We start from the raw sequence: 24,543 nt of genomic DNA on the forward strand, positions 1-24,543 counted from the left end.
GTGTCGGTCGCTCAACGCAGACGCATCTCGACGCTTATCATGAGCCGCTCGGCGCGGACCGTGATCGCGCGCGCGACCGGCGCCACGGTGGCGGTATCGCGGCTGTGGCCCGGCCGCGCCGACCGGCTGATCATTGCCCCGCACGATCTGCGCACCGCCGATGCCACCCGCGCTGCGGAAATCTATGCCGGCCGCTTCGTGTTCGCCGGCAAAATCGTCACCTGCCATGGCCGCTCGATCTTCGATCTCGAACCGCCATCGGAAGATTGGGAAGTGGCGCTGCTCGGCTTCGGCTGGCTGCGCCACCTGCGCGCCGCCGATACCGCGCTGACCCGCGCCAATGCCCGCTCGCTGGTCGACGACTGGATCTCGAATCCGGCGCGCAAGCGGCCGCTCGAACGCCGCCCCGACGTGCTGGCGCGCCGTGTGATCTCGCTGTTGTCGCAGGCGCCGCTGGTGCTCGGCGACACCGACGGCAAATTCTATCGCAAATATCTGCGCGGGCTGACCCGCGAGATTCGCTATCTGCGCTACACGATGCTCGACATCGCCGACGGCGTGCCGCGGCTGCAGGTCCTGATCGCCCTGTGCTACGCCTCGCTGTGCCTGGCCAATCAGGCGCGGCACATCCGCTCCGCCACGCGACGGCTTTCCGACGAACTGCAGCGCCAGATCCTGCCCGACGGCGGGCATATTTCGCGCAACCCCGGCGCGCTGGTCGAACTGCTCAGCGATCTGCTGCCGCTTCGCCAGACCTTTGCCGCCCGCAATATCGCGCCGCCGCCGGCGCTGTTGAATGCGATCGACCGCATGATGCCGATGCTGCGCTTCTTCCGTCACGGCGACGGCAGCTTCGCGCTGTTCAACGGCATGAGCAACGCGCCCTCGGACCTGGTGGCGACGCTGCTCGCCTATGACGACACCCATGGGGTGCCGATGGCGAACATGCCGCATACCGGCTTCCAGCGCCTCGACGCGGGCACCACGACCGTCATCATCGATACCGGCCCGCCGCCGCCGCCGAATGTCAGCCAGGAAGCGCACGCCGGCTGTCTCTCATTCGAATTGTCGTCCGGTCCGAGCCGGATCGTGGTCAATTGCGGGATGCCGTCGACTGGCCGAGACAATTGGCGCAGCTTTGCGCGCAGCACCGCGGCGCATTCGACCCTGACCTATCACGAGGCGTCCTCGTGCCAGTTCGTCGAATTGTCGGCGATGAAACGCCTGTTGCAGGGCGCGCCGGTCTTCAGCGGTCCGGCCAATGTGGAAAGTTACCGCGAGGCGGTGGCCGACGGCGATCTCCTGACCACCTCGCATGACGGCTATCTTGCACGCTTCGGCGTCGTGCATCGCCGGGTACTGATGATCTCCAATGACGGCGCAAGGTTCGACGGCGAGGACACTGTGTCGCCGGCACCGGGATCGCGCATCAAGGGCGGCGAGACCGATTTTGCCCTGCGGTTTCATCTGCATCCCGCGGTGAAGGCCAGCCGCCTCAGCGATGCGCGCGGCGTCATGCTGGTATTGCCCAACCGCGACGTCTGGACCTTCGAGGCGCTCGACGACAAGGTCGACCTCGAGGACAGCGTGTTTCTGGCCGGCAATGACGGCCCCCGCCGCACCGCCCAGATCGTGATTCGCCAGGATTCCCGCCACGCCTCCTCTGTCCGCTGGAGCTTTGTCCGCTCGAGCACGTCGACGGCCACAACCGCCCGGCGCAATGCGCGGCGCGAGCCGGAATTGCCGCTGTAGAGGATCGTCGTTGCGAGCGAAGCGAAGCAATCCATCTCGCTGTAGGAAAGAAGATGGATTGCTTGGTCGTGGAGCCTGTCATCGGGCGCGCATTCGCGTGACCCGTTGGCTCATCGCAATGACGACGAAACGAGCTGCTTTTGATCTCGCGTTTTGCATGCGCTGGAACTGCCGGTCAAAATCTTCTGCAGAGACAACAATCCGCCCCCATTGTGAACCTCGCCAAAAACTGCTAACCAGCCCGCGCTCGCGCGACTGGCGACTTTGGATGGAGCACCATCGGGAAGCGCGAGAGTAATCGCCGCGCGCCTGGGCATAAGCATCCCCTAACAAAGGACCTTGCCCATGACCGATACGACCCGCCGCGTAACCCGCGCTCTGTTGTCCGTTTCCGACAAGACCGGCCTGATCGAATTTGCCAAGGCGCTCGCAGGCCACGGCATCGAGATGGTCTCGACCGGCGGCACGGCGAAGGCGATCGCTGCCGCGGGGCTGCAGGTCAAGGACATCTCCGAGCTTACCGGCTTTCCCGAAATGATGGACGGCCGCGTCAAGACGCTGCATCCCAAGGTGCATGGCGGCCTGCTCGCGATGCGGGACAACAAGGAGCATGCCGATGCGATGAAGACGCACGGCATCGCGCCGATCGATCTGCTCGTCGTCAACCTCTATCCGTTCGAGGCGACCGTCGACAATGGCGCCGGCTATGAAGACTGCATCGAGAATATCGATATCGGCGGTCCGGCGATGATCCGCGCGGCGGCGAAGAACCATGACAATGTCGCCGTTGTCGTCGAGGCACAGGATTTTCAGGCCGTGCTCGACGAGCTCGCCGCCAACAAGGGCGCCACAACGCTCGCTCTGCGCCGCCGCCTCGCCGCAAAGGCCTATGCACGCACCGCGGCCTATGATGCCGCGATCTCGAACTGGTTTGCCATACAGCTCAAGGACAACGCGCCGGATTTCCGCGCCTTCGGCGGCCGGCTGATCCAGTCGTTGCGCTACGGCGAGAATCCGCACCAGACCGCGGCGTTCTATGCGACGCCCGACAAGCGCCCCGGCGTCTCCACCGCCCGCCAGTTGCAGGGCAAGGAGCTGTCCTACAACAACATCAACGACACCGATGCGGCTTACGAATGCGTCGGCGAGTTCGACCCGAAGCGTACGGCGGCCTGCGTCATCGTCAAGCACGCCAATCCCTGCGGCGTTGCGGAGGGACCTGATCTCGTCACCGCCTATCGCCGCGCGCTCGCCTGCGACTCGACCTCGGCCTATGGCGGCATTATCGCGGTCAACCGCAAGCTGGATGCGGAGGCCGCGCGCGCCATCATCGGCATCTTCACCGAAGTGATCATCGCGCCCGACGCCACCGAAGAGGCGATCTCAATTATCGGCGGCCGGCGCAATCTGCGCCTGTTGCTCGCCGGCGGCCTGCCCGATCCGCGCACGATCGGCCTGACCGCCAAGACGGTTGCCGGTGGCCTGTTGGTGCAAAGCCGCGACAATGCCGTGGTCGAGGACATGGACATCAAGGTTGCGACCAAGCGCGCGCCGACCGACGCTGAAATGCGCGATCTCAAATTCGCGTTCCGCGTCGCCAAGCATGTCAAGTCGAACACCATCATCTACGCCAAGGATCTCGCCACCGTCGGTATCGGCGCCGGCCAGATGAGCCGGGTCGATTCCGCGCGTATCGCCGCCCGCAAAGCACAGGATGCTGCGGCCGAAATGAAGCTCGCCGAACCGCTGACCAAAGGCTCCGTCGTCGCATCCGACGCGTTCTTCCCCTTCGCCGACGGCATGCTGGCCTGCATCGAAGCCGGCGCAACGGCGGTGATCCAGCCTGGCGGTTCGATGCGCGACGAAGAAGTCATCAAGGCCGCCGACGACCACGGCATCGCCATGGTGTTCACCGGCGTCAGGCATTTCAGGCACTGATGCGCGCTGTCCCTGCGAACGCAGGGAGCCATAACCACAGGCTTGCCTTGTTGACGAAAGCCGTCTACCCGCGCGCCAAATAATTCACGCCGCGGCGTAGTGGGGTCCCGGGGCGCGCTCGCGTTGCTCATTTGCCCGGGACGACGAGAGCAAACTGCCCGACGCAAACGCGCCTTCGACCTCTACAGAACTGCGACAAATTCACTTGTCGGGCAAATCATTTCTGATTTTCCGAAACCGTGTCAAGCCCGGGAATCAAAAATATTTCGCTTAACGCGAGACGCAAATCAGTCGCATATTTCCGCCCGTCTCACCCGATTGAGGGGCGGGTCGCGATCGTCACGAACGTGCGGTGAGATGCGGTGGACGCGAAAGGCGCACAAGACGGTGGCGCCCGACGCGTACGGCGAAGTCGTGTGGTCCTGATGCCGCGGTGCTGGCATTAAGTTGCGCTGGGGTTCATTTCCTGCGCAGCGACGGTGGCAAGAAAGCCGTTCGCCGGGGAGAGCTCGAAGTAAGCCGTAAAGCCACTGCGCAGGGAAGGCCGGGATGCTCCCGCTGTACCTGTATGCTCGTGTGCGTTTTCTTTTGCGCACTTTGCACACGAGATCGCGGGTGCAGCAAGCACCCGGTCTTCCCTGCGCCCTCTGACCAAGAGGGCGGGAAAATAAGATGCAAATCTCGGGCACATGATGCTGCGGGATCGCGAAATCATATCTGGTTTTTGCAACGTGTCCGCACGCCGTCACCCCACGAAAGAATGCTCCCTCCCCCCTTGCGGGGGAGGGTTAGGGAGAGGAGTGGCGGCATCGGCAGTGCGTGTGGCTTACCCCTCTCCCCAGCCCTCCCCCGCAAGGGGGGAGGGAGCCGACTGCCCGTGCGTCAAGACTGTCCGCTCGCAATAACATCCGAAAGCGCGGTGCGAGCTCATCGTTCCTCACTCTCTCACGCGCATCAGCAGCGCCAGCCCCGCGACGAAGAACGCCACCAGCAGCGCCATGCCGGCCTTCTGGCTCGCGGTCACGGCCGTGATCGCGCCGATCAGGAGCGGACCGATGAAAGACGTCACCTTTCCGGTCAGCGCGAACAATCCAAAATATTGCGCGATGCGATCCTTCGGCGCGAGACGGATCAACAGCGTGCGCGATGCCGCCTGCAGCGGGCCGCCGGCCGCGCCGATCAGGCACCCGAGCACGAGATAGGCGCGCTCGGCGGCGCCGGAGAACAGCGCGCCACCGGGCGCCGGCGGGGTGACTTTCACGAACAGGATCGAATGCTTGTCGACCAGCAAAATGGCGGCGAGCGCAAACAGCAGGATCGTGAGGCTGCCGGCGATGACGCGCTTGGGTCCGAACCTGTCGTCGAGCTTGCCGCCGAGCCAGGCGCCAAAGGTGCCCGCGATTGCCAGCAGAATTCCGAATGTCCCGATCTGGATCGTATGCCAGCCAAAAATGCCGGCGGCGTAGATGCCGCCGAAGGCAAACAGCGACACCAGCCCGTCGGTATAGATCATGTTGGCGAGCAGGAACGTCGCCACCGATTTCTGCTTCGGCAATTCGACGAGCGTTCGCTTGAGCCCGCTCATTCCTTCGCGCAACGCCTCGCGGATCGGGCGCCTGGCCGGATAATCCGGTGTGAACAGGAACATCGGCGTCACGAAAATGATGAACCAGATGCCGGTCAAAGGACCGGTGATGCGGTCGCCCTGGTGTGTGACCGGATCGAGACCGAACAGCGGCGCCAGGCCGAACAGCGTACGCCCGGTCTCAGGGCTCGCGGCGAGGAAGCCGAGCACCAGGATGAGGCTGAGAATGCCGCCGATATAGCCGGTCGCCCATCCGGTGCCGGACAACCGTCCGATACGATCCGGCGGCACCAGCGTTGGCATCATCGCGTTGTTGAAGACAGTGGCGAATTCGACACCGACGCTCGCGATCGCATAGGAAAGCAACAGCGGCGGGACGACGCCAGGATCGCCAGGCTTTCCGAACCACATCAGGCAGGAGCCGATCACCAAAAGCGAGCCGAAGGCGGCGATCCACGGCTTGCGGCGGCCGCTGGCGTCGGCGATCGCGCCCAGCACCGGCGACAGCAGTGCGATCATCAGGCCCGCGGCCGCGGTGGCGAAGCCCCACAGCGCCTGCCCGCTCGCCGGATCCGGCGCGACGAAGCTCGCGAAATAGGGCGCGAAGACAAAGGTGGTGATCAGTGTGAAATAAGGCTGCGCCGCCCAATCGAAGAAGACCCAGCTGATGACGGCGGCGCGGCACGGATATGCCTGCGGAATCTCGGCGCCAACTGCCTCGGAAGCGATCACCGCCATGCCGGATATTTCCTTCAAAAATCTCGCCAAGCGTTTTGCGCGCCAAATCCAAACCCATATAGCATGCGTCACCAACGCTGGTGCTGTTGCCCACGCGCCACACAGGCTCAAACTGCGGCGGATTTTCGATGACGATCTTTCAAATCAGCCGGCGCAAGGCGATTGCCGCAATCGCGCTGGTATTTGCCTGCGGCGCGACCGCGTTTGCGCAGGAACGCCGCTTTTATTCGCCGCCGGACCTCTCCACCGTTCGCTCCATTTCAGCCGAACACGGCATGGTGGTCGCCCAGGAAAGGATCGCGGCGGAAGTCGGCGCTGACATCCTCCGGCAGGGCGGCAACGCGGTTGATGCCGCGGTCGCGACCGGCTTTGCGCTTGCCGTCACCTACCCGCGCGCCGGAAACATCGGCGGCGGCGGCTTCATGGTGATTCATTTGGCCGAGCGCAATGAAGACGTCGCCATCGACTATCGCGAAACCGCACCGGCCGCGACCACGCGCGACATGTTTCTGGGACCGGACGGCAAGCCCGATACCGACAAGTCGCGCAATTCCGCGCTTGGTATCGGCGTGCCCGGCACGGTGGCCGGGTTGGCGCTGGCGCTGGAGAAATACGGCTCCGGCCGTTTCACGCTCGCGCAAATCCTCAAGCCCGCCATCGAGCTCGCACGAGAGGGCTTCGTCATCGCCGACGACACCGCCGACACGCTACCAGACATGTATCGCCGGATGGCACGCTGGCCGAACTCTTCCAGGGCGTTCTTCCGCGACGGCGGCACGGCGCTGCGAGAGGGCGACCGTCTGGTTCAGGCCGATCTCGCGGCAACGCTGTTGGCGATTGCCGAGCAGGGACCGCACGGATTTTACCAAGGGCCGGTCGCCGAACGGGTGGCAAAAGCGGTCCGCGATGCCGGCGGCATCATGACGGCGGACGATCTCAAATCCTACGAGGCGGTGATCCGCAAGCCCGTGCGCGGCAATTATCGCGGATACGAGATTGTGTCGATGCCGCTGCCCTCCTCCGGCGGCACGGTGCTATTGGAGACGCTGAACATTCTCGAAGGATTTGCGATGGCGGAGATGAAGCAGGGCTCGGCGCCCTCGCTGCATGTCATGATCGAGGCCATGAAGCGCGCCTACGCCGACCGGGCGCGCTATCTCGGCGATCCCGCCTTCGTCAACGCGCCGGCGGATATCCTGATCACCAAGGATTATGCCGCCAAACAGCGCGCCAGCATCGATCTGGCCCGCGCCACGCCATCCGCCGAGGCGTTGCTGGCGACGCCGCACGAGGGCAGCAATACCACGCATTATTCCGTCGTCGACTCCGGCGGCAATGCGGTCAGCAACACTTATACCCTGAATTTTTCCTACGGTATTGGCCTGGTCGCCGAGGGTACCGGTGTGCTGCTCAACAACGAACTCGACGATTTCACAGCGGCGCCCGGCGCGTCGAACGCGTTTGGCCTGGTCGGCTTCGAAGCCAATTTGCCCGGCCCGGGCAAACGACCGCTATCGTCGATGTCGCCCACCATCGTTCTGAAGGACGGCAAGCCGGTGCTGGTCACGGGTTCGCCCGGCGGCAGCCGGATCATTTCGGCGGTGCTGCAGGTCGTGGTCGACGTGCTCGACTACAAGATGGATGTCGCCGCCGCCGTGGCCGCACCCCGCCTGCACCATCAATGGATCCCGGATGTGGTACGCGTGGAGCGCGGCTTTTCCGAGGAGGTGCTGGCCGAGTTGAAGGCAAAAGGGCACCAGGTGACCGAGCCGCTCGGCCAGACCTCGGCCAACTCGATCGCCGTCACGGCCAGCGGCCTGCTCGGCGCCCCCGATCCGCGGACGCGAGGTACGGCAGCGGCGGGACAGTGAGCGTTGCGACAATGAGGACGCGCACTCGTGAGGGACGCAGGTTTGCAAGGAACGTACCGGCGGACGGGTTCCCTCCCCCCCTTGCGGGGGAGGGTTAGGGAGAGGGGTGCCACTTGCTCGAGTGCCCGACTCACGGCACGGATAACACTCGCTCGGCCTCATCGATCGTTTCGCGAGGCTGGTTGATGCAGATCACATTACGGCTGCCGTCTGCGCCCGTGGCTTACCCCTATCTCCAACCCTCCCGCGCAAGGGGAGGAGGGAGCCGTTCGTTCGTGCGTCCATAACCGGAGTCTCATTATGACATCCCTCAAGGACAAAACGCTGTTCATCTCGGGCGCCAGCCGCGGCATTGGGCTGGCGATTGCGCTTCGCGCGGCGCGTGACGGCGCGAATGTCGCGATTGCGGCGAAGACCGCCGAGCCGCATCCGAAACTCAAGGGCACCATCTACACCGCGGCGGAAGAAATTCGCACCGCGGGCGGCAAGGCGTTGCCGGTGCTGTGCGACATCCGCGATGAGGCGCAGGTGATGGCGGCGATCGAGCAAACGGTCGCCGAGTTCGGCGGCGTCGATATCTGCGTCAACAATGCCAGCGCGATCAGCCTGACCAACTCGCAAGCAACCGACATGAAGCGGTTCGACCTGATGATGGGAATAAATACGCGCGGCACGTTCATGGTTTCGAAATACTGCATTCCGCACCTGAAGAAGGCGAACAACCCGCACATCCTCATGCTGTCGCCGCCGCTCGACATGAAGACAAAATGGTTCGAGCATTCCACCGCCTACACGATGGCGAAGTTCGGCATGAGCATGTGCGTGCTGGGCTTATCGGGTGAGTTGAAATCCGCCGGCGTCGCCGTCAACGCGCTGTGGCCGCGCACCACCATCGCCACCGCAGCCGTCGGCAACCTGCTCGGCGGCGAGGCGATGATGCGCGCCAGCCGCACGCCCGAGATCATGGGCGATGCGGCGCACGCGATCCTGACGAGACCGGCGCGGGAATTCACCGGGCAGTTCTGCATCGACGACAAGGTGCTGTACGCCTCCGGCGTCAGGGATTTCGAGCACTACCGCGTCGATCGTTCCGTGCCGTTGATGTCGGACTTTTTTGTCCCCGACGATGACGTGCCGCCGCCCGGCGTCACCGTGCAGGCGCTGCCCTCGGTCGGCGCCGCGCAGACGTCACGCTAGAGGCCTCGCGGAGCATGTGAAGTTGCGAAAGTGGATCGCCCCGGCTGGTGCAGGAAGTAATTTCCGAGGCAGCCCTGACTCCCTGTCCTCGCTTTTGCGGGAGGGGGTCAGGGTGAGGGGCCGCTTCCGCAATTTTGAACGTGGACTGAATGCGCGGATCAACGCCCGACCACATACGGCCCGCCCTTTTCCAGCGCGCGCGCATAGGCCGGGCGCGCGTGAATGCGCTCCAGGAAAGCCATCGCCTTGGGATGACCTTGCTCCAGTCCGCCGCGGGCCGCGGCAGCTTCCAGCGGAAAGCTCATCTGGATGTCGGCGCCGGTGAACTCGCTGCCGGCGAACCACTCGCTCTTCCCGAGTTCGCTCTCCCAATAGTCCATGTGCTGCTTGAGCTGCGGATTGACCAGCGTGGTCAGCGCCTGGTTGGAAACCTTGCGCACCAGCGGCCGCAGCAAGGCCGGCGCGCGCTTTGGCATCAGCGTAAACAGCAGCTTCAGGAGCAGCGGCGACATCGCCGAGCCCTCCGCATAGTGCAGCCAATAGGTGTAGCGCAGCCGCTCCGGCGTGTTCGGCGGCGGGATCAGGCGGCCATTGCCATAGGTGCCGGTGATGTATTCGCAGATTGCGCCGGACTCGGCGATGGTGTTGCCGTTGTCGATAACGACGGGCGATTTGCCGAGCGGGTGAATGGCACGCAATTCCTTCGGCGCCCGCATGTCCGGCTGGCGTTGGTAGCGGACGATCTCATAAGGGACGCCGAGTTCTTCGAGGAGCCAGAGCACGCGCTGGGAGCGCGAGTTGTTGAGATGATGAACCGTCAGCATGGCGTCCCCTTAGAGTTGGCGTGGCGTTGGTGCCAGCCGGGGGACGGAAAGTCGAGACGGCCTTGAACCTGGGTCAATATTTACCCGGATGATATTGACATCATAATTTATCCGGGTAAATATAATGTGCCAAAATCCAGAGTATCTCCAATGGCCGACAAAACCCGCCCCCTATTCACAGCCTTCATAGGCCCACAACGCCTGGCGGAAGGCCCGCTCGCCGAAGTCGCGCTGGCGGTCATGCAGGCTTCCCGGAGGCCTGCCGTGTTGCCGATCATCATATTCAGCGACGCGACCGGCCAGCCGATCGATCTCGACCTTCGCGGCACCGAACGCGACGTCATTGCCCGCCTGCCTCAACCGGCCTCGCCTTCGGATATCGAAGCCGATGAGGCCGCGGCGGCAGAGCCGCGCGGACGCGGCCGGCCGAAACTCGGCGTGGTCGCGCGCGAAGTGACCCTGTTGCCCCGCCATTGGGAATGGCTCGGAGCGCAGCCCGGCGGCGCGTCGGTCGCCTTGCGCAAGCTCGTCGACGAAGCGCGCCGCAACAATGGCGATGCGGACCGCGCCCGCGCGGCGAGAGACGCCGCCTATCGCTTCATGTCCGTGATGGCCGGCAATCTTGCCGGCTTCGAGGAAGCCTCGCGGGCATTGTTCGCCGATGACCGGCGGAGCTTCGTCGGCCTCGTCGCCGGCTGGCCCGACGATATCCGCGACCATGCCGTCAAGCTCGCCTTCAGCGATCGCGGCGAGCCGTAGGCGCGATCCGAATTTCCAAAGTCTCTCGCACGCCACGCCTTCCAGAATATTACGATCGTCATAAGACTGTGGACGCGGCGGCTGCCTTGCGCCACAATGCGCCAAAACATCCAAGGAGACTGCCGTGAGCTCAAATCCACAATTCCTGTTCGATTTCGGCAGCCCTAACGCCTTCCTGAGCCATGAAGCGATCCCGGCGATCGAAAAGCGCACCGGAGTGAAGTTCGAATATGTCCCGATCCTACTCGGCGGCATATTCAAGGCCACCAACAACAAGTCGCCCGCCGAAACGCTCGCCGGCATCAAGAATAAGCGCGAATTCCACGCACTGGAAACCGAGCGCTTCGTCAAGCGGTTTGGGGTCAAGCGCTACGTCTGGAACCCGTTCTTCCCGGTCAACACGCTGAACCTGATGCGCGCGGCGGTCGCCGCCCAGTTCGACGACGTGTTTGAGCAATATGTCGAGGCTGCCTTTCATCACATGTGGGTCGAGCCGAAGAAGATGGACGACCCGGAAATCGCAGCCAAGGCGCTGGCATCGTCCGGCCTCGACGCCGCAAAGCTGCTCGCGCGCTCGCAGGACGCTGACGTCAAGGCCAGGCTGATCGAGAATACGAAAAACGCGGTCGACCGCGGCGCGTTCGGCTCGCCGACATTCTTCGTTGGCAGGGAAATGTTCTTCGGCAAGGAGCAACTTCGCGAAGTCGAAGAAATGGTCTCGGACAAATAGCCGCTTCGATTCGACTGTTTGGCGGGAAGTGATAAAGAAGTGAGTGGCGAATGGCGAATAGCTGGGACTAAGAAAGCAGCCGGCATCTTCCTGCTCGCCTCCCTGCTCGCCACTCGCCGATTCTAAGACCAACAACAAAAGGAAGCCATCGCATGCGTATTCTCGTGGTCGGGGCCGGCGCCATCGGCGGCTATTTTGGCGGCAGGCTGCTTCAGGCAGAAAACGACGTGACCTTCCTGGTCCGGCCGAAGCGCGCTTCCGAACTCGCGAGCGCAGGTCTCGTCATCAAGAGCCCCGGCGGCGACGTGACGCTCGATAACCCGCCGACAGTGCAGGCCGACAAGCTCACCAAGAAATTCGACGTCGTGCTGTTGAGCTGCAAGGCGTTCGATCTGGAGGATGCGATCAAATCTTTTACTCCTGCGGTCGGGCCGCAAACCGCAATCATCCCGCTGCTCAACGGCATGCTGCACCTCAACGTGCTGGACAAGAAGTTTGGAGCCGAGCGCGTGCTCGGCGGCCTCTGCGCCATCGCGGTGATGCTCAACGAGGCCCGCGAGGTGGTGCAGCTCGCGCCGATGCAGTCGCTCAACTTTGGTGAGCGCGACGGCGCGATGTCGGAGCGGGTGCGCGCGATTGCAAGAGTGTTCGACGGTGGCAAGTTCGGCGCCGTGGCCAGCGAACACATCATGCAGGACATGTGGGAGAAGTGGGTCTTCCTCGCTTCGCTCGCAGCATCGACCTGCCTGATGCGCACCTCAGTCGGCAATATCCTGGCGGTCGCCGGCGGCAAGGATTTTCTGCTCGGCATGCTCGACGAATGCAGCGCGATTGCAAAGGCGTCGGGCTACGAGCCGACCGGCCCGTTCTTCCAGCGCACCAGCGGGCTGTTGACCACCGAGGGCTCGCCGATGACCGCCTCGATGTTCCGCGACATCAAGGCGGGACTGCCGGTGGAGGCCGATCACGTGATCGGCGATCTTGTCGCGCGCGCCGATGCCGCCAAGATCCCGGTGCCGAAGCTGCGCATCGCCTATACGCATCTTAAGGCGTACGAGAAGCAGCGCTCCGCGTAGTCATCCGACTCTATCTCGGTCGTCCCTGCGAACGCAGGGACGACGAGCATTTACAAATGCGCGAGATAATGCGCGAGTGCTTCGATCTCTTCCTCGCTGAGGGAATAGGCAACATCCGCCATCGCAGCCATGGCGCCGCCGGATCGCACTCCCGATTTGTACTCGCGCAACGCCTTGACGAGGTATTCCTCGCGCTGGCCAGCGATGCGGGCGACCCCCTTGATGCCGGCGTAGCTATCGGTGTGGCATGAGGCGCAGCGCCGGCCGGCGGCCGCCTGCGCGCCCTTCCTCGACAAGTCGGGATTGTCGTCAGGCTTCGATGCCTTCCGCGGCTCAAGCGAAGCGAAATAGGCGCCGAGGTTGCGGATATCCTCGTTGTTGAGTTGTTCGACGATCGGCTGCATTTGCTCGTTCTTGCGGGTGCCGGCACGAAAGAACACGAGCTGCCACTGGATGAATTGATCGGGCTGCGCCGCCAGCGAGGGAATGTTCTCGATCTGCGAAATGCCGCCTTCGCCATGACAGCCGACGCACAGCTCGGCTTTTGCCTTGCCGGCCGCGATATCGGCGGCGCGGGCGAACGGCACGCAGATCATGAGCGCCAGCAGCGACCCCATCAATGCACTTCGCATTCAACTACTCTCCGCTCTATCCATCAAACAACAAAGGCTGCGGCCACCCGTTCCCGGGCAAACTGCAGCCTCTGCCAATACAAATCCTACTTCTTGGTGTAGCTGATGCGATAGATCGCACCGGCCCAGTCGTCGGACACGAGGATCGAACCGTCCTTATCCAGCAGGATATCGTTCGGGCGGCCGAGATAGCCCTGGTCGCCTTCGAGCCAGCCGGAGGCAAAGATTTCCTGCTTGGCGTTCTTGCCATCGGCATCGACGATCACCCGCTTGATCCGGGCGCCCTGGTACTTATGCCGGTTCCAGGAGCCGTGTTCGGCAATCAGGATGTTGTTCTTGTACTCGGCCGGGAATTGATCGCCGGTATAGAACTTCATGCCGAGCGGCGCGACGTGCGCGCCCAGATTGACGACGGGTGGCGTGAATTCCGAACACTTGTGACCCATCGCGAATTTCGGGTCCGGCATGTCGCCCTGGTGGCAATAGGGATAGCCGAAATGCTCGCCGATCCTGGAGATCATGTTGAGCTTGTCGCTCGGCATGTCGTCACTGATCCAGTCGCGGGCGTTCTCCGTGAACCAGTATCGCCCGCTGCGTGGATCGATGTCGCCGCCGACGCTGTTGCGGACGCCGAGCGCCCAGATCTCGGCATTGCCGGTCCTGGGATCGACGCGGCGGACCTGCGAAACACTTGTCGGCGGAATGCCGATATTGAAGGGAGGTCCGAACGGGAGATAGAACCAGCCATCCTTGTCGACGGTGATGTATTTCCAACCATGGGCGATGTAGGACGGCATGTCGTCATACACCACCTTGCCGGCGCCGAGGTTGTCGAGATTGGCCTCGGCGTTTTCGTATTTGATCAGCTTGTCGACTGCGATGACGTAGAGCGCGCCGTCGAGAAAGGCGAGGCCGGTCGGCATCTTGAGGCCTTTGAGGACGGTCTTCACCTCTTTCTTGCCGCCATTATCCTTGATCGCGTAGACATTGCCGAGGTCGAACGAGCCGACGAACAGCGTGCCCTTGTCGCCCCAGGCCATCTGCCGAGCAGACAATACATTGGAGGCATAGACTTCGATCTTGAAGCCGTCCGGCAGCTTGATCTTCTTCATCAGCGCAGCCAGTTCTGCTTCCGAGGCGCCGGTCGGCGGGCCTGACGGTGGAGCGAGACCCTTTTGTTGTTCGGTCTCATCGCCGAGGAACCAGTCCGGCGGCGGATTATTCCAGAAGTCCTTGGTGCCGGACTCATATTTCTTCAGGGCCTTCTGTTGCGCGGGCGCCTGGCTGGCCCCCGCGACAACAAGGATTGCTGCGAGCGCAAGAATAGATCGATTGAAAGCCGATTTCATCGCGTCACTCCCTATGCGGCCTCACGGCCGCGCCTGTTATTATTTTGAACGTTCGAGAGGCGAACTTGGTCTGGTGAGGTGTGGCAGACCCGAAAATGGTAGCACATCCGTTGCGGCAGAGAAGCGCGCGCCGCGCGGCTCAGTCCGACGAAGACAGATTGTGAGACGGATTGCCAAGCGACGCTTAATCCGCTCTTGCGCCCGCTGCATCGCAATATCGTGTCGGGCTAACGCGCCCCCTTTAGTGCAAGGCGCACAAGTGGGGGGTGTTCCACATCAAGTGGGCCGCGCGCGTTGTCGGTCCAAGTGATAAACGAACGACGCAATTGTGGCCCATTTCATACAGGAGCGGATGAATGCCTGAGAAACCCTTCGGCATGACAAAACGTCGGCCCCCGCAGCCGGATTGAGCGAGCGTCCGTATGGCAAACAAGCGGATCATCCTGCTCTCGGACGGTACCGGTAATTCTGCCGGCAAGGTCTGGCGCACCAATGTCTGGCGCGTTTTCGAATCGCTGGACCTGACGAGTTCGCAGCAGATTGCGTTCTATGACGACGGGGTCGGCACCTCCTCCTTTAAGCCGTTCGCGATTCTTGGTGGCGCCTTCGGCTTCGGCCTGAAGCGGAACGTGCTCGACATCTATAAGTTTGCCTGCCGCAATTATCGCTCGCATCTGGATTATCTGGCGCTCGAGGCTGCCGCTGCGAAGGCCGAGGGTCGCGAGGAGAGATACGGCCCTTGGCAGAGCGACGACATTTTTGCGTTTGGGTTCAGCCGGGGCGCCTTCACCATCCGCGTGGTCAACGGACTGATTTGCGAACAGGGCCTGGTGAAGTACCAGACCGAAGAAGAACTCGATCGAAAGGTCGCTGCGGCCTACCGTGCGCACCGGGCAGAGACGTTCAAATCGCGGTTTCAGGTCGAATGGGTATTTCGAAAGCTGCGCAACCTCTTCGTATCAGCCAAGCACGACAAGAACGAGCGCCCGGTCGATCAGATCGCCTTCCTCGGCCTCTGGGACACCGTCGCCGCCTACGGCCTGCCCGTCGATGAAATGACCCGCGGCGTCAGCCGCTATCTATGGCCGCTCGAACTGCCGGACAGGCAGCTTCATCCCTTGGTCCGCAAGGCATGCCACGCGCTCTCGCTCGACGACGAACGCACCACGTTTCACCCGCTGTTGTGGGACGAGAGTCCGGAAACTGTTGTCACCGGCACGAGGAAAACCAGTTCGGAACGGATCACCCAGGTCTGGTTCGCCGGCGTTCACTCAAATGTCGGCGGCGGATATCCGGATGACTCACTCGCCCATGTGTCGCTGACCTGGATGTTATCGGAGGCGCGCAGCCGCGGCCTCACCTTGAAAGCGGCGCCGGGAGCCGATCCCGACGCGTTTGCGCGGGTGCGGTCGACCCAGGACAAGGACGGCCGCATCTACGATTCGCGCAACGGGCTCGGCGGCTATTACCGATATGGACCACGGAGCGTCGCCGCGCTGTCGGATACGAGATTTTCCGACGACAGGCGCGATTGCGTGAAGATTACGATGCCGAAAATCCATGAAAGCGTATTTGACCGGATCTCCGTCGATGCGCATCTCTATGCGCCAGTCGCACTGCCGCGGGTCTATGAAATATTGACCTACGACGAGAGGATCGTCGCCCCGGACAAGCTGACCGTCCCGCCGGGCAGACCGAAATATGAGAGCACGGCCTCCGCCGGTCAGCGCGAGTTTACCCAGGAGCATGTCGTCGGAAGTTCGATCTGGCGGCGGCGCATTATTTATTTCCTGACCGTCATCGCGTCGCTCTATTTGCTGACTTATCCGCTTACATCTACCGCGCCGGCAGCCGCCGAATTCACCACGCCCTTGCGGCCGCTCTCCGACCTCATTCGCATGGTCGGGCTCGCCTTGCCGGGCGCGGCTTCACGTTGGATCAATGCCTATGCGAGGGAGCCGCTCTGGTTTGTCCTTTGCGCCAGCCTTGTCGCGCTGCTGCTGTGGCTGAGCGCCGGCCTTAAGGACCGAATCACCGACCAGATGCGCCGCGCGTGGCGGGTGAGCCTCGCTAAAGTCGACTTGCACAAGGGCGAAGCCAAATCCCGGGTCGGTCCGAGCACATCGCAAACGGCGGTCTTGGCCGTCCTGCTGTTTATCGCGCTCTATCCGATACCCGGCTGGACCGGCTACAGCCTGCCAAAGTTGTCTGCTTCGCCGCAGACCTTCATCGACCGGATAACCCATCCCTATTTCCAGTTCTTCGCCTTTGCCATCCTGGTCACCATGTTGCTCAGCGACAGGACCATCGCGCGCTTCAGACTAAAGGATGCCTACCGGCGATTGCTCACCAACATCAAACTCAAGGTCGCGCCTGCATTCTTTGCAGTTACCTTTCTGGTCGGCGGCGTCGCTTTCGCCAGCCACTATCTTTTCAACGTTCGCGACAGCCTTGGCCACTTCTGCCAGCCGGCGGAAAAGCCGATCGCGCTTGAGGTTTGCGACCCGGACGACATGAAGCTGTGCAAGCGGGCGCCCGACGGCAGTTTCCCGGGCTCCTGCACGTCGGCGGCGTGCCGCGGCGTCGACTTCGTCGCATTCGACACCGCCGACCTTTGCACGCCCGTAGGCATCATGGTCGAGAGGCGCGGACATTATCAATTCATTCTGGAGAAGGATGGCGACTGGTCGTTTCTCGGCGCGCGTTCGGGCCCGGGCGGAATGCCGCTCCGCGCGTTCCTGCCCGATTGGAAGAAGGACGGTGTAACCGATCCAACCGTCGCACTGGGCCGATTCGCTTTGCTGGCGGCAGCTTACCCACTCAAGCGTACGCTCGACCGGCCCTTTGGCCGCGTTATCCTTCGCTACGGCGAGACCGGCAACGAGGAGAACTTCATTGACGCCGAGCCGGCGAACGGCCGCCTCGACGAGAAGTTCAGGGCGACCCGGGATGGGCAGTTATTCGTCTATCTGAACCAGCCCGTCAGCGGCATCTTCCCCGGCCTGTTCCGCAATCTGAATTCCGGCAAGGCCAGGATCTGGGTCTATCGCATTCCCAGGTGAGCCTGCCGAGGGCGCATCCGCGTTGTCACGCAGCGGCAAACGAAAGGCCGCCAAAATGGCGGCCTTCGTTGGATCAGCGGCGTTGCCGATTGAAGAAAATCTGGAGCGGGCGAAGGGGCTCGAACCCTCGACCCCGACCTTGGCAAGGTCGTGCTCTACCACTGAGCTACACCCGCATCCGAGATGGCGACGATCACTCGCCGTCAACGGCAGACCTATGCCAAATGCGGACTGCGAATGCAACAGTCCGCGCACGGTCCGAAGCTTTTCCGGATAAATCCGATTTCTTTAACAAATAGACCCAAATCCGTCCGAAACAACGGCAAAATGGAGTTTATCGCCGTCGGCCATCGCCGGGAACCCAAGATCATCTGCCAGCGCGCGATTAGCCCGATTCGCGGCGGCGGGCACCGGGCCGCCCAGCCGGTTCGAAGCCCGGCCGGAGCGGCAGTCGCCCCCTTCATTCGCTGAATGTTCCGCGGTCAGCAGAACACGCACAAAGCGGCGAAGCCCGGACCAATTGATTTTTGCAGCCAAGCCGCCATCTAGCGAACGAGAACTTGGTTCCGGACCGTGCTAGAAACAGCCGGACCCCGCAGCCAATATTCTGCGTTCCTTCTCGAGACATCAGGCGAGGATACCGTGACGATAGTTGAGCAGGGCGGCGGCCCAGCACCGCAGGCAGCACCCGATCTGATCAAGGAGACGACCACCCAAACCTTCGTGAAGGATGTCATCGAGGAATCGAAGCGTCAGCCGGTGCTGATCGACTTCTGGGCGGAGTGGTGCGGTCCCTGCCGTCAGCTCACGCCCGTGCTCGAAAAGGCGGTCCGCGCGGCCAAGGGGAAGGTCAAGCTGGTCAAGATGAATATCGACCACCATCCGGCCATTCCCGGCCAGATGGGCATTCAGTCGATCCCGGCCGTGATCGCTTTCGTCAATGGCCAACCCGCCGACGGGTTCATGGGCACGGTGCCGGAGAGCCAGGTGAACGCCTTCATCGACAAGCTCACCAAGGGCATGACGGCGCCGGGCGAACCCAATGTCGCGGAAATTCTCCAGGAGGCCGAGGCCGTGCTGGCGGAAGGCGACCCTGCCGCGGCAGCCCAGATTTATGCCGAGGTGCTCGGCTTCGATGCGACCAATATCGCGGCGCTCGCGGGACTGGCAAAATGCTATGTGACGACGGGCGCGATCGAACAGGCCAAGCAGACCCTTGCGATGGTGCCGGAATCGAAACGCAACGACGCCGCCGTCAAGGCGGTGCAGGCTTCGATCGATCTTGCCGAGCAGGCCCAGGCGGTCGGCCCGGTGACCGAGCTCGAACAAAAGGTTGCCGCAAACCCGCTCGACCATCAGGCGCGATTCGACCTGGCGACCGCGCTCAACGCGATCGGCAAGCGCACGGAAGCGACCAATCAGTTGCTGGAAATCGTCAAGCGCGATCGAAAATGGAACGATGATGGCGCGCGCAAGCAGCTCGTGCAGTTCTTCGAGGCGTGGGGCGGCACCGACGAAGCAACCGTCGAGGGACGAAAGCGACTGTCGACGATTCTTTTCTCGTAGGACGTATTCCACACGCGTGGGACGTGGTTTTGTGAAGAGAACTCGCGCCAAACCAATAAGCTGACCGGGACTGCAGATGCCGATCAATGCCGAATATCGCGGACCCGGCGAGCTTCCCGAAATCATTCCGGTGTTTCCGTTGCCGGGCGCGCTGTTGCTGCCGCGCGGCCAGATGCCGCTCAACATTTTCGAGCCGCGCTATCTGGCGATGGTGGACGATGCGCTGCGCGACGGCCACCGGCTGATCGGGATGATTCAGCCGGATATTTCCCACACCACAGACGAAGCCCGGCCGGTGCTGTTCCAGGTCGGCTGCGTCGGCCGCATTACCCAGCTCGCCGAATCCGGCGACGGCCGCTACATCCTCGAATTGACCGGGGTTGCTCGCTTCAAGGTGGTCGATGAAATCGCAGCGCTGACCGCGTACCGGCAATGCAAGGTGGACTTCTTCCCCTATGCCGACGATTTCGTCGCGCGCAAAGGCGAAGAGGAAGTCGATCGCACGGCCCTGCTCGACGTGCTGAACGATTTTCTCCAGGCCAACAATCTGAAGGTGGATTGGGAGGGCATCGAGAGCGCGCCGAACGAGGCACTGGTCAACGCGCTCGCCATGATGTCGCCCTATGGTCCGGCAGAGAAGCAGGCGATGCTGGAGGCACCCGACCTGAAAACCCGCGCCGAGATCCTGATCGCGGTGACCGAAATGGACCTCGCCAAGAAGCGCACCAGCGGCGACACCGGGCTGCAGTAAGCCTCTAATACCCCGCCACCGCGAGCACGACGACCGCCGCGAGCGCTTTCCAGCCGAAGCCGCGGCCGCGCGACCACCACGCATTGACGGCGGCGGCAAAGGCGTAGACTGCGACGATCGTTGCGACGATCCAGTGCCGCGCGCTCTCCGATCCAAACGAGGGCGCGGCAATCAGCAGCACGCCACCGCCGATCCAGGCCACCGTACCCGTCTGCCATACGAGGCGGATGAGGGTCCGCAGGCTTTCAGGCTGGATAGTCGCCCTGGCAAACATCTTGGTTTCCCCCAGCGCGCCATGAATCAAGGCCACCGCAATTCCGGCGACGCCGGCGCATTGCAGAACGAGATCGCGCATCGCAGCTCTCCATACAGTACTGTATGGCTATGGGCTGCATTCTGGCGCTTGTCAATACAGTGGTGTATGGTGACGATATCGCGGAACCGGGCATGAGCGATCAACTATCGGAAAAGGACTGGCTCGATCAGGGCCTAAAGACGTTGGCGACCCGTGGCTTCACTGCGCTGAAGGCGGAGCCTTTGGCCAAGGCGATGGGAGTGTCGCGCGGCAGCTTCTATTGGCATTTCGCCGATATCGGCGCGTTCCATGCCGCTGTCCTCGCGCGCTGGCATGAGGTCGCGGCCGAGCAGATCATCGCCAATGTCGAGGCGGCTTCGAAGGACGACAACCCGCTCGCGCTGCTGCTGCGCCGCGTCTTCGGCGAACGGCTGATGCTGGAACGGGCGGTCCGCACCTGGGCGAGCGTCGATTCCGCCGCCCGCTCCGCCGTGCAGGCAATCGACCGGCGCCGGCTGAGTTATGTGGAGGGCCTTCTGACGCAGTCCGGATTATCGGCGGAGATCGCCCGCGCCCGTGCTCAAATTTTCTATTGGGCGTTTCTCGGCTTTGCGCTATCGGATCAGTCGTTGCCGAAGGCACGGCAGCAGGCCGTGGTCGATGAACTGGTGCGGATGTCGGCGTCATGACATCACGCGATCTTATAGGCTAAGGACCACGTCAGTCCGGAGAGAGCAAATGAACGCCCCGCCCGAACGCCTCGACGGCACCGTCGATCCAAAGCTGCTGGAGATCCTGGTCTGTCCGGTGACCAAGGGTCCGCTCGAATTCGATTCGAGCCGGCAGGAACTGATTTCGCGTTCCGCCAAGCTCGCCTATCCGATCCGCGACGGCATCCCGATCATGCTGCCGGAAGAGGCTCGGAAGATCGAGTGATAAATCTGTTGTAGCCGGATGAAGCGAAGCGCAATCCGAGGTTTCGCAAGCCGCAAGACTTATCCCGAATTTCGCTTCGCTTCATCCAGCTACGAACGGCTTTACAGCGCCTCGCCCTTCAACAGCCTCGGCACCTCGCCCGACAATCCTGCCGCCTGGCGGATGAAGAAGTTTTTCAGCGGCGGCGCCCGGTCGACGAGGCCGAGCCCGATATCGCGGACGGTGCGCAGCAGCGTTGATTCGTTCGAGAACAGAAAATTCAGCGAGTTGGTCGCAACGCCCATTGCCATGGTGTCGAACCGCCGCCAGCGCTGGTAGCGGTCGAGCACGTCGGCCTGCCCGGGATCAATGCCGAGCCGGGCCGCGTCGACCACGACTTCGGCCAGCGCGGCGACGTCCTTCAGGCCCATATTGAGCCCCTGCCCTGCGATCGGATGAATCACATGCGCGGCATCGCCGACCAGTGCCAGCCGCTCGGCGATGAATGAGCGTGCGACGAAATAGCCGAGCGGAAATGCCCGTGGCTTGTCGAGCGCCTTGATCTCGCCGAGGTGCAGCCCGAAGCGCTTCTCGAGTTCATCGTGGAATTCGGCTTCGCTGAGTGCAGTGATGCGCACCGCCTCGGTGCGGCTCTCGGTCCACACCAGCGATGAACGCTTTCCGGTCAGCGGCAGGATCGCGAACGGGCCTGCGGGAAGAAAATGCTCTTCGGCGCGGCCGTGATGATCCCGCTCATGGCCGACGGTGACCACGATGCCGGATTGATCGTAGTCCCAGCCATGGGTAGCAATGCCGGCGCGCTCGCGCAGTCTTGAGCGCGCGCCGTCGGCGGCGACCAGCAGGCTTGCTTCGATGACAGCGCCGTCGGCGAGCGTCACCGTGACGCCGTCGGAACGTGAATCATAGGTCGAAACGGCGGTAGCCCGCAGATCGATGCCATCGGCCTCGGCGCGCTCCACCAGCGCGTCGATCAGGCGGCGATTCTCGACCATGTGCGCAAACGGCTCGCCGGGTTCGACGTCTCCCGCAAACGTCAGGAATACCGGGCGCGTCGCGTCATCCAACCGGGAATCGGTAACGACCATGTCGAGGATGGCTTGCGAATCCGATACCTGTTTCCAGACGCCAAGCGTCTCGAACAGCCGCCGGCAGGCGGCCACAATGGCGGTCGCGCGTGGGTCGCGGCTCGGCCGCACCCCGAGCGCGGGATCGGCGACGACAACGGGAATCTCCGCGCCAAGGCCTTGGCGGAGCGCCAGCGCTAGCGCCAGCCCGGCAAAGGCGCCGCCGCAGATGACGATACTTCGCTGTGCGGCCATGCGATCCGTCCCGGTTACGCCCTCAGACCAGACTTGCTACCTGATATTAGCTGAGCGAAACAGGGCCAAGAAGCAAGGTCCTTAACCAGACCGTCATTCCGGGGCGCGCGCCAGCGCGAGCTCGGAATCCAGAGGTTTTGGCACGAGATTCCGGGTTCGCCTCTTCGAGGCGCCCCCGGAATGACGGCGCCTCCACGAATTGAAAGCAGACCATGTCCAAAGGCCTGATTGACCTGATTTCCATCCTCGATCTGGAGCCGCTCGAGGTGAATCTGTTCCGCGGCAACAGCCCGAAGACGAGTTGGCAGCGGGTGTTCGGCGGACAGGTGATCGGGCAGGCCATGGTCGCGGCCTGCCGCACCGTCGAGGGGCGCCTGCCGCATTCGATCCATTGCTATTTCATCCTGCCCGGCGATCCGCAGATTCCGATCATCTACGAGGTCGAACGCTTACGCGACGGCAAGAGCTATTCGACAAGGCGCGTCACCGCGATCCAACACGGCAATGCGATCTTCTCCATCATGGTTTCTTTTCATGCCGAGGAGGAAGGCGCTTTCGACCATCAGGATAAAATGCCTGACGTGCCGCCCCCGGAGAAACTCACGGCGGAGGAAGTGGCGAAGCAGCCGATGTTCCGCGAGATGCCGGAATTCATCCGCCGCTATTACGAATCCGACCGGCCGATCGAACTGCGCCCGGTCGAGCTCGGCCGTTATTTCGGCCAGAAGATCGACGACGGGCGCATCCATGTCTGGATCCGGACGGCGGCCAAGTTGCCCGACGATCCGGCGCTGCACATGTGCGCACTGGCCTATGCATCGGATTTCTCGCTGCTCGACGCGGTGATGGCGCGCTACGGCCGCACGCTGTTTGACAAGCGCATGATGCCGGCAAGCCTCGACCACGCGATGTGGTTTCACCGGCCGTTCCGCGCCGACGAATGGCTGCTCTACGCGCAGGATTCGCCGAGCGCGCAAGACGGCCGCGGATTGACCCGCGGCCTGATCTTCAAGCCTGACGGCACACTGGTGGCGTCGGTCGCCCAGGAAGGCTCGGTGCGCCAGCGCAAGTGAGGCTTACGCCTCCACGCTCGCGCCGCGCTCCGCCAAAACAGTCTGCGACGCAAGCCACTGCGACATCCACCGATACACCCAAGGTATCGGGATGATGAAGAAGAAGCCGATCACAGCCACGATCGCGCGCCACAGAAATTCCAGTCCGCTGCCGATGAAGAGGACTTCACGCCGCGTGCCCTGGATGTTCCGGCAAAACCATCGCAGCCAGGCGACGTAGACCCAAGCCCACCCGACAATCGTGATGACGGAGATCACAGCCAGAATTGACCATCCGATATAGGCCCAGACCGAACCGGAGAAGCTCAGCCCGAGCGGCTGCCCATTGGACGAAAGGTTCGCGACCAACCACTTCACGAAAAGCCAATAGAGTACCAGCTGCCCGAGATTGACCAGATTGCTGAGCCACTCGATGCCAGTCAGGCCGACGCCGATAAGAACGACGGCAGCTCCGAAATACCAGGGAACGATCGTCATCGCCTCGCCTGCGAAGCCGAGGTCCGGCCGTCCCGGCACCTTCACGCACGAAATAATCCACTTGGTGTACCACACCAGGACCCACGGTCCTGGGATGATGAAGATGAGACCGAGCACGAGCACGAGGCTGCGCCAGACGAACTCCAGAATTCCGAAGTCGATCGACAGCGGGCCTCCGCTATAGCTTGCAGCCATTTGTGGCGGGCCGCCGGGCTGCGCGAAAGATGGCGGGCCTGATCCGCCGGGGATCATCCCCGGGATTTCTGCTGCCCGCTGCCAGCCCGACATTCCTTCGCTCCAGACCAGCGTATCCGCCCCGACCACGCCGCGGGTAATGAGGTCGCGAAGCTGAGCCTCCGGATAAGGGCCCTGTTGCTGGCCGTTGGCTGCATAAAACCACGATCGGTTCGACATTTTATTTCCTTGACCCGTGGAAAATGGAGGTAGCCGGCGGGCGGCTGGGGGTGAAACCGCATTTTGGCGGACGTTACAGGTGCCTGTACAGTGATCGATGTCACCAGCTCGAAATGTTTTCCCCTTCTACCTGCAACTTTTTTGTGCCATTTGCCCAGAAAGATGCCAGATTTGGATCGGCGGTCCGCCGTCGGGGCAC

General features: G+C 62.8%; 21 protein-coding genes, 1 tRNA gene and 1 riboswitch. Of the genes, 13 read left to right on the top strand and 9 right to left on the bottom strand.

The annotated features are described in order from the left end of the window. Positions 1-39 precede the first annotated feature (39 nt). Together HCN58_RS07405 and purH are read left to right on the top strand one after the other, a co-directional pair. Complete coding sequence (locus tag HCN58_RS07405; protein WP_171578721.1) at positions 40-1,752, top strand: heparinase II/III family protein; 1,713 nt, start codon at positions 40-42, stop codon at positions 1,750-1,752. 241 nt (positions 1,753-1,993) lie between these two features. After that, positions 1,994-2,074: riboswitch (ZMP/ZTP riboswitch) on the top strand. A 23-nt stretch (positions 2,075-2,097) separates the two neighbouring features. Continuing rightward, entirely contained in the window at positions 2,098-3,690 is a 1,593-nt protein-coding gene (gene purH, locus HCN58_RS07410; protein ID WP_171578722.1) for a bifunctional phosphoribosylaminoimidazolecarboxamide formyltransferase/IMP cyclohydrolase, read from the top strand. 937 nt (positions 3,691-4,627) lie between these two features. On the opposite strand, the gene HCN58_RS07415 is transcribed toward purH, so the two are convergent. Further along, positions 4,628-6,013 carry an MFS transporter gene (locus HCN58_RS07415; protein ID WP_171579508.1) on the bottom strand — a complete coding sequence of 462 codons (1,386 nt, stop codon included), beginning with the start codon at positions 6,011-6,013 and terminating at the stop codon, positions 4,628-4,630. A 128-nt stretch (positions 6,014-6,141) separates the two neighbouring features. On the opposite strand from HCN58_RS07415, the gene ggt reads away from it, so the two are divergent. Together ggt and HCN58_RS07425 are read left to right on the top strand one after the other, a co-directional pair. Next, positions 6,142-7,884, top strand: a complete 1,743-nt coding sequence (gene ggt, locus HCN58_RS07420; RefSeq protein ID WP_171578723.1) for a gamma-glutamyltransferase — start codon at positions 6,142-6,144, stop codon at positions 7,882-7,884. Positions 7,885-8,184: 300 nt separating this feature from the next. Then, positions 8,185-9,081 (top strand): SDR family oxidoreductase, encoded by an 897-nt coding sequence (locus tag HCN58_RS07425; protein ID WP_171578724.1) that lies wholly within the window; start codon positions 8,185-8,187, stop codon positions 9,079-9,081. A 158-nt stretch (positions 9,082-9,239) separates the two neighbouring features. Here HCN58_RS07425 and HCN58_RS07430 read toward each other — a convergent pair whose 3' ends face one another. After that, positions 9,240-9,905, bottom strand: coding sequence for a glutathione S-transferase family protein (locus HCN58_RS07430; RefSeq protein WP_171578725.1), 666 nt, complete (start codon positions 9,903-9,905; stop codon positions 9,240-9,242). A gap of 150 nt (positions 9,906-10,055) precedes the next feature. Between HCN58_RS07430 and HCN58_RS07435 the strand changes: the two genes are divergently transcribed. From HCN58_RS07435 to panE, 3 genes are all read left to right on the top strand, one after another. Next, positions 10,056-10,664, top strand: coding sequence for a DUF2239 family protein (locus HCN58_RS07435; protein WP_171578726.1), 609 nt, complete (start codon positions 10,056-10,058; stop codon positions 10,662-10,664). 124 nt (positions 10,665-10,788) lie between these two features. Continuing rightward, entirely contained in the window at positions 10,789-11,394 is a 606-nt protein-coding gene (locus tag HCN58_RS07440; protein WP_171578727.1) for a 2-hydroxychromene-2-carboxylate isomerase, read from the top strand. 152 nt (positions 11,395-11,546) lie between these two features. Beyond that, positions 11,547-12,470 (top strand): 2-dehydropantoate 2-reductase, encoded by a 924-nt coding sequence (gene panE, locus HCN58_RS07445; RefSeq protein WP_171578728.1) that lies wholly within the window; start codon positions 11,547-11,549, stop codon positions 12,468-12,470. Between the two features lie 50 nt (positions 12,471-12,520). Here panE and HCN58_RS07450 read toward each other — a convergent pair whose 3' ends face one another. Beyond that, on the bottom strand, positions 12,521-13,102 hold the full coding sequence (locus tag HCN58_RS07450; RefSeq protein WP_171578729.1) for a c-type cytochrome: 582 nt from the start codon (positions 13,100-13,102) through the stop codon (positions 12,521-12,523). 86 nt (positions 13,103-13,188) lie between these two features. After that, the gene (locus HCN58_RS07455) at positions 13,189-14,451 is read right to left on the bottom strand and encodes a PQQ-dependent sugar dehydrogenase (RefSeq protein ID WP_171578730.1); all 1,263 of its coding nucleotides are present in this window, start codon (positions 14,449-14,451) and stop codon (positions 13,189-13,191) included. Between the two features lie 422 nt (positions 14,452-14,873). Between HCN58_RS07455 and HCN58_RS07460 the strand changes: the two genes are divergently transcribed. Beyond that, positions 14,874-17,513, top strand: a complete 2,640-nt coding sequence (locus HCN58_RS07460; protein ID WP_171578731.1) for a T6SS phospholipase effector Tle1-like catalytic domain-containing protein — start codon at positions 14,874-14,876, stop codon at positions 17,511-17,513. Between the two features lie 101 nt (positions 17,514-17,614). Here HCN58_RS07460 and HCN58_RS07465 read toward each other — a convergent pair. Both HCN58_RS07465 and HCN58_RS07470 read right to left on the bottom strand, forming a co-directional pair. Next, positions 17,615-17,689, bottom strand: a tRNA-Gly gene (locus tag HCN58_RS07465). A gap of 112 nt (positions 17,690-17,801) precedes the next feature. Beyond that, the gene (locus tag HCN58_RS07470) at positions 17,802-18,050 is read right to left on the bottom strand and encodes a hypothetical protein (protein ID WP_171578732.1); all 249 of its coding nucleotides are present in this window, start codon (positions 18,048-18,050) and stop codon (positions 17,802-17,804) included. Between the two features lie 105 nt (positions 18,051-18,155). On the opposite strand from HCN58_RS07470, the gene trxA reads away from it, so the two are divergent. Together trxA and HCN58_RS07480 are read left to right on the top strand one after the other, a co-directional pair. Continuing rightward, entirely contained in the window at positions 18,156-19,079 is a 924-nt protein-coding gene (gene trxA / locus HCN58_RS07475; protein WP_171578733.1) for a thioredoxin, read from the top strand. Positions 19,080-19,155: 76 nt separating this feature from the next. Further along, positions 19,156-19,830, top strand: coding sequence for an LON peptidase substrate-binding domain-containing protein (locus tag HCN58_RS07480; RefSeq protein WP_171578734.1), 675 nt, complete (start codon positions 19,156-19,158; stop codon positions 19,828-19,830). Between the two features lie 4 nt (positions 19,831-19,834). On the opposite strand, the gene HCN58_RS07485 is transcribed toward HCN58_RS07480, so the two are convergent. Then, positions 19,835-20,185 carry a hypothetical protein gene (locus tag HCN58_RS07485; protein WP_171578735.1) on the bottom strand — a complete coding sequence of 117 codons (351 nt, stop codon included), beginning with the start codon at positions 20,183-20,185 and terminating at the stop codon, positions 19,835-19,837. A 92-nt stretch (positions 20,186-20,277) separates the two neighbouring features. On the opposite strand from HCN58_RS07485, the gene HCN58_RS07490 reads away from it, so the two are divergent. Both HCN58_RS07490 and HCN58_RS07495 read left to right on the top strand, forming a co-directional pair. Next, positions 20,278-20,814 carry a TetR/AcrR family transcriptional regulator gene (locus HCN58_RS07490; RefSeq protein WP_171578736.1) on the top strand — a complete coding sequence of 179 codons (537 nt, stop codon included), beginning with the start codon at positions 20,278-20,280 and terminating at the stop codon, positions 20,812-20,814. A 49-nt stretch (positions 20,815-20,863) separates the two neighbouring features. Beyond that, positions 20,864-21,061, top strand: coding sequence for a Trm112 family protein (locus HCN58_RS07495; protein WP_171578737.1), 198 nt, complete (start codon positions 20,864-20,866; stop codon positions 21,059-21,061). Positions 21,062-21,162: 101 nt separating this feature from the next. Here the strand turns inward: HCN58_RS07495 and HCN58_RS07500 are convergent, their stop codons facing one another. Next, entirely contained in the window at positions 21,163-22,380 is a 1,218-nt protein-coding gene (locus HCN58_RS07500) for a ubiquinone biosynthesis hydroxylase (protein ID WP_171578738.1), read from the bottom strand. Positions 22,381-22,592: 212 nt separating this feature from the next. Between HCN58_RS07500 and tesB the strand changes: the two genes are divergently transcribed. Next, a complete protein-coding gene (gene tesB / locus HCN58_RS07505) occupies positions 22,593-23,453 on the top strand; it encodes an acyl-CoA thioesterase II (protein WP_171578739.1) in 861 nt (286 codons plus the stop codon). Between the two features lie 3 nt (positions 23,454-23,456). Here tesB and HCN58_RS07510 read toward each other — a convergent pair whose 3' ends face one another. Then, positions 23,457-24,344 (bottom strand): DUF4339 domain-containing protein, encoded by an 888-nt coding sequence (locus HCN58_RS07510; protein ID WP_171578740.1) that lies wholly within the window; start codon positions 24,342-24,344, stop codon positions 23,457-23,459. Between the last annotated feature and the right edge of the window lie 199 nt (positions 24,345-24,543).

Origin of the sequence: Bradyrhizobium australiense, from assembly GCF_013114825.1 — a bacterium.
In the GTDB taxonomy this organism is placed as follows: domain Bacteria; phylum Pseudomonadota; class Alphaproteobacteria; order Rhizobiales; family Xanthobacteraceae; genus Bradyrhizobium; species Bradyrhizobium australiense.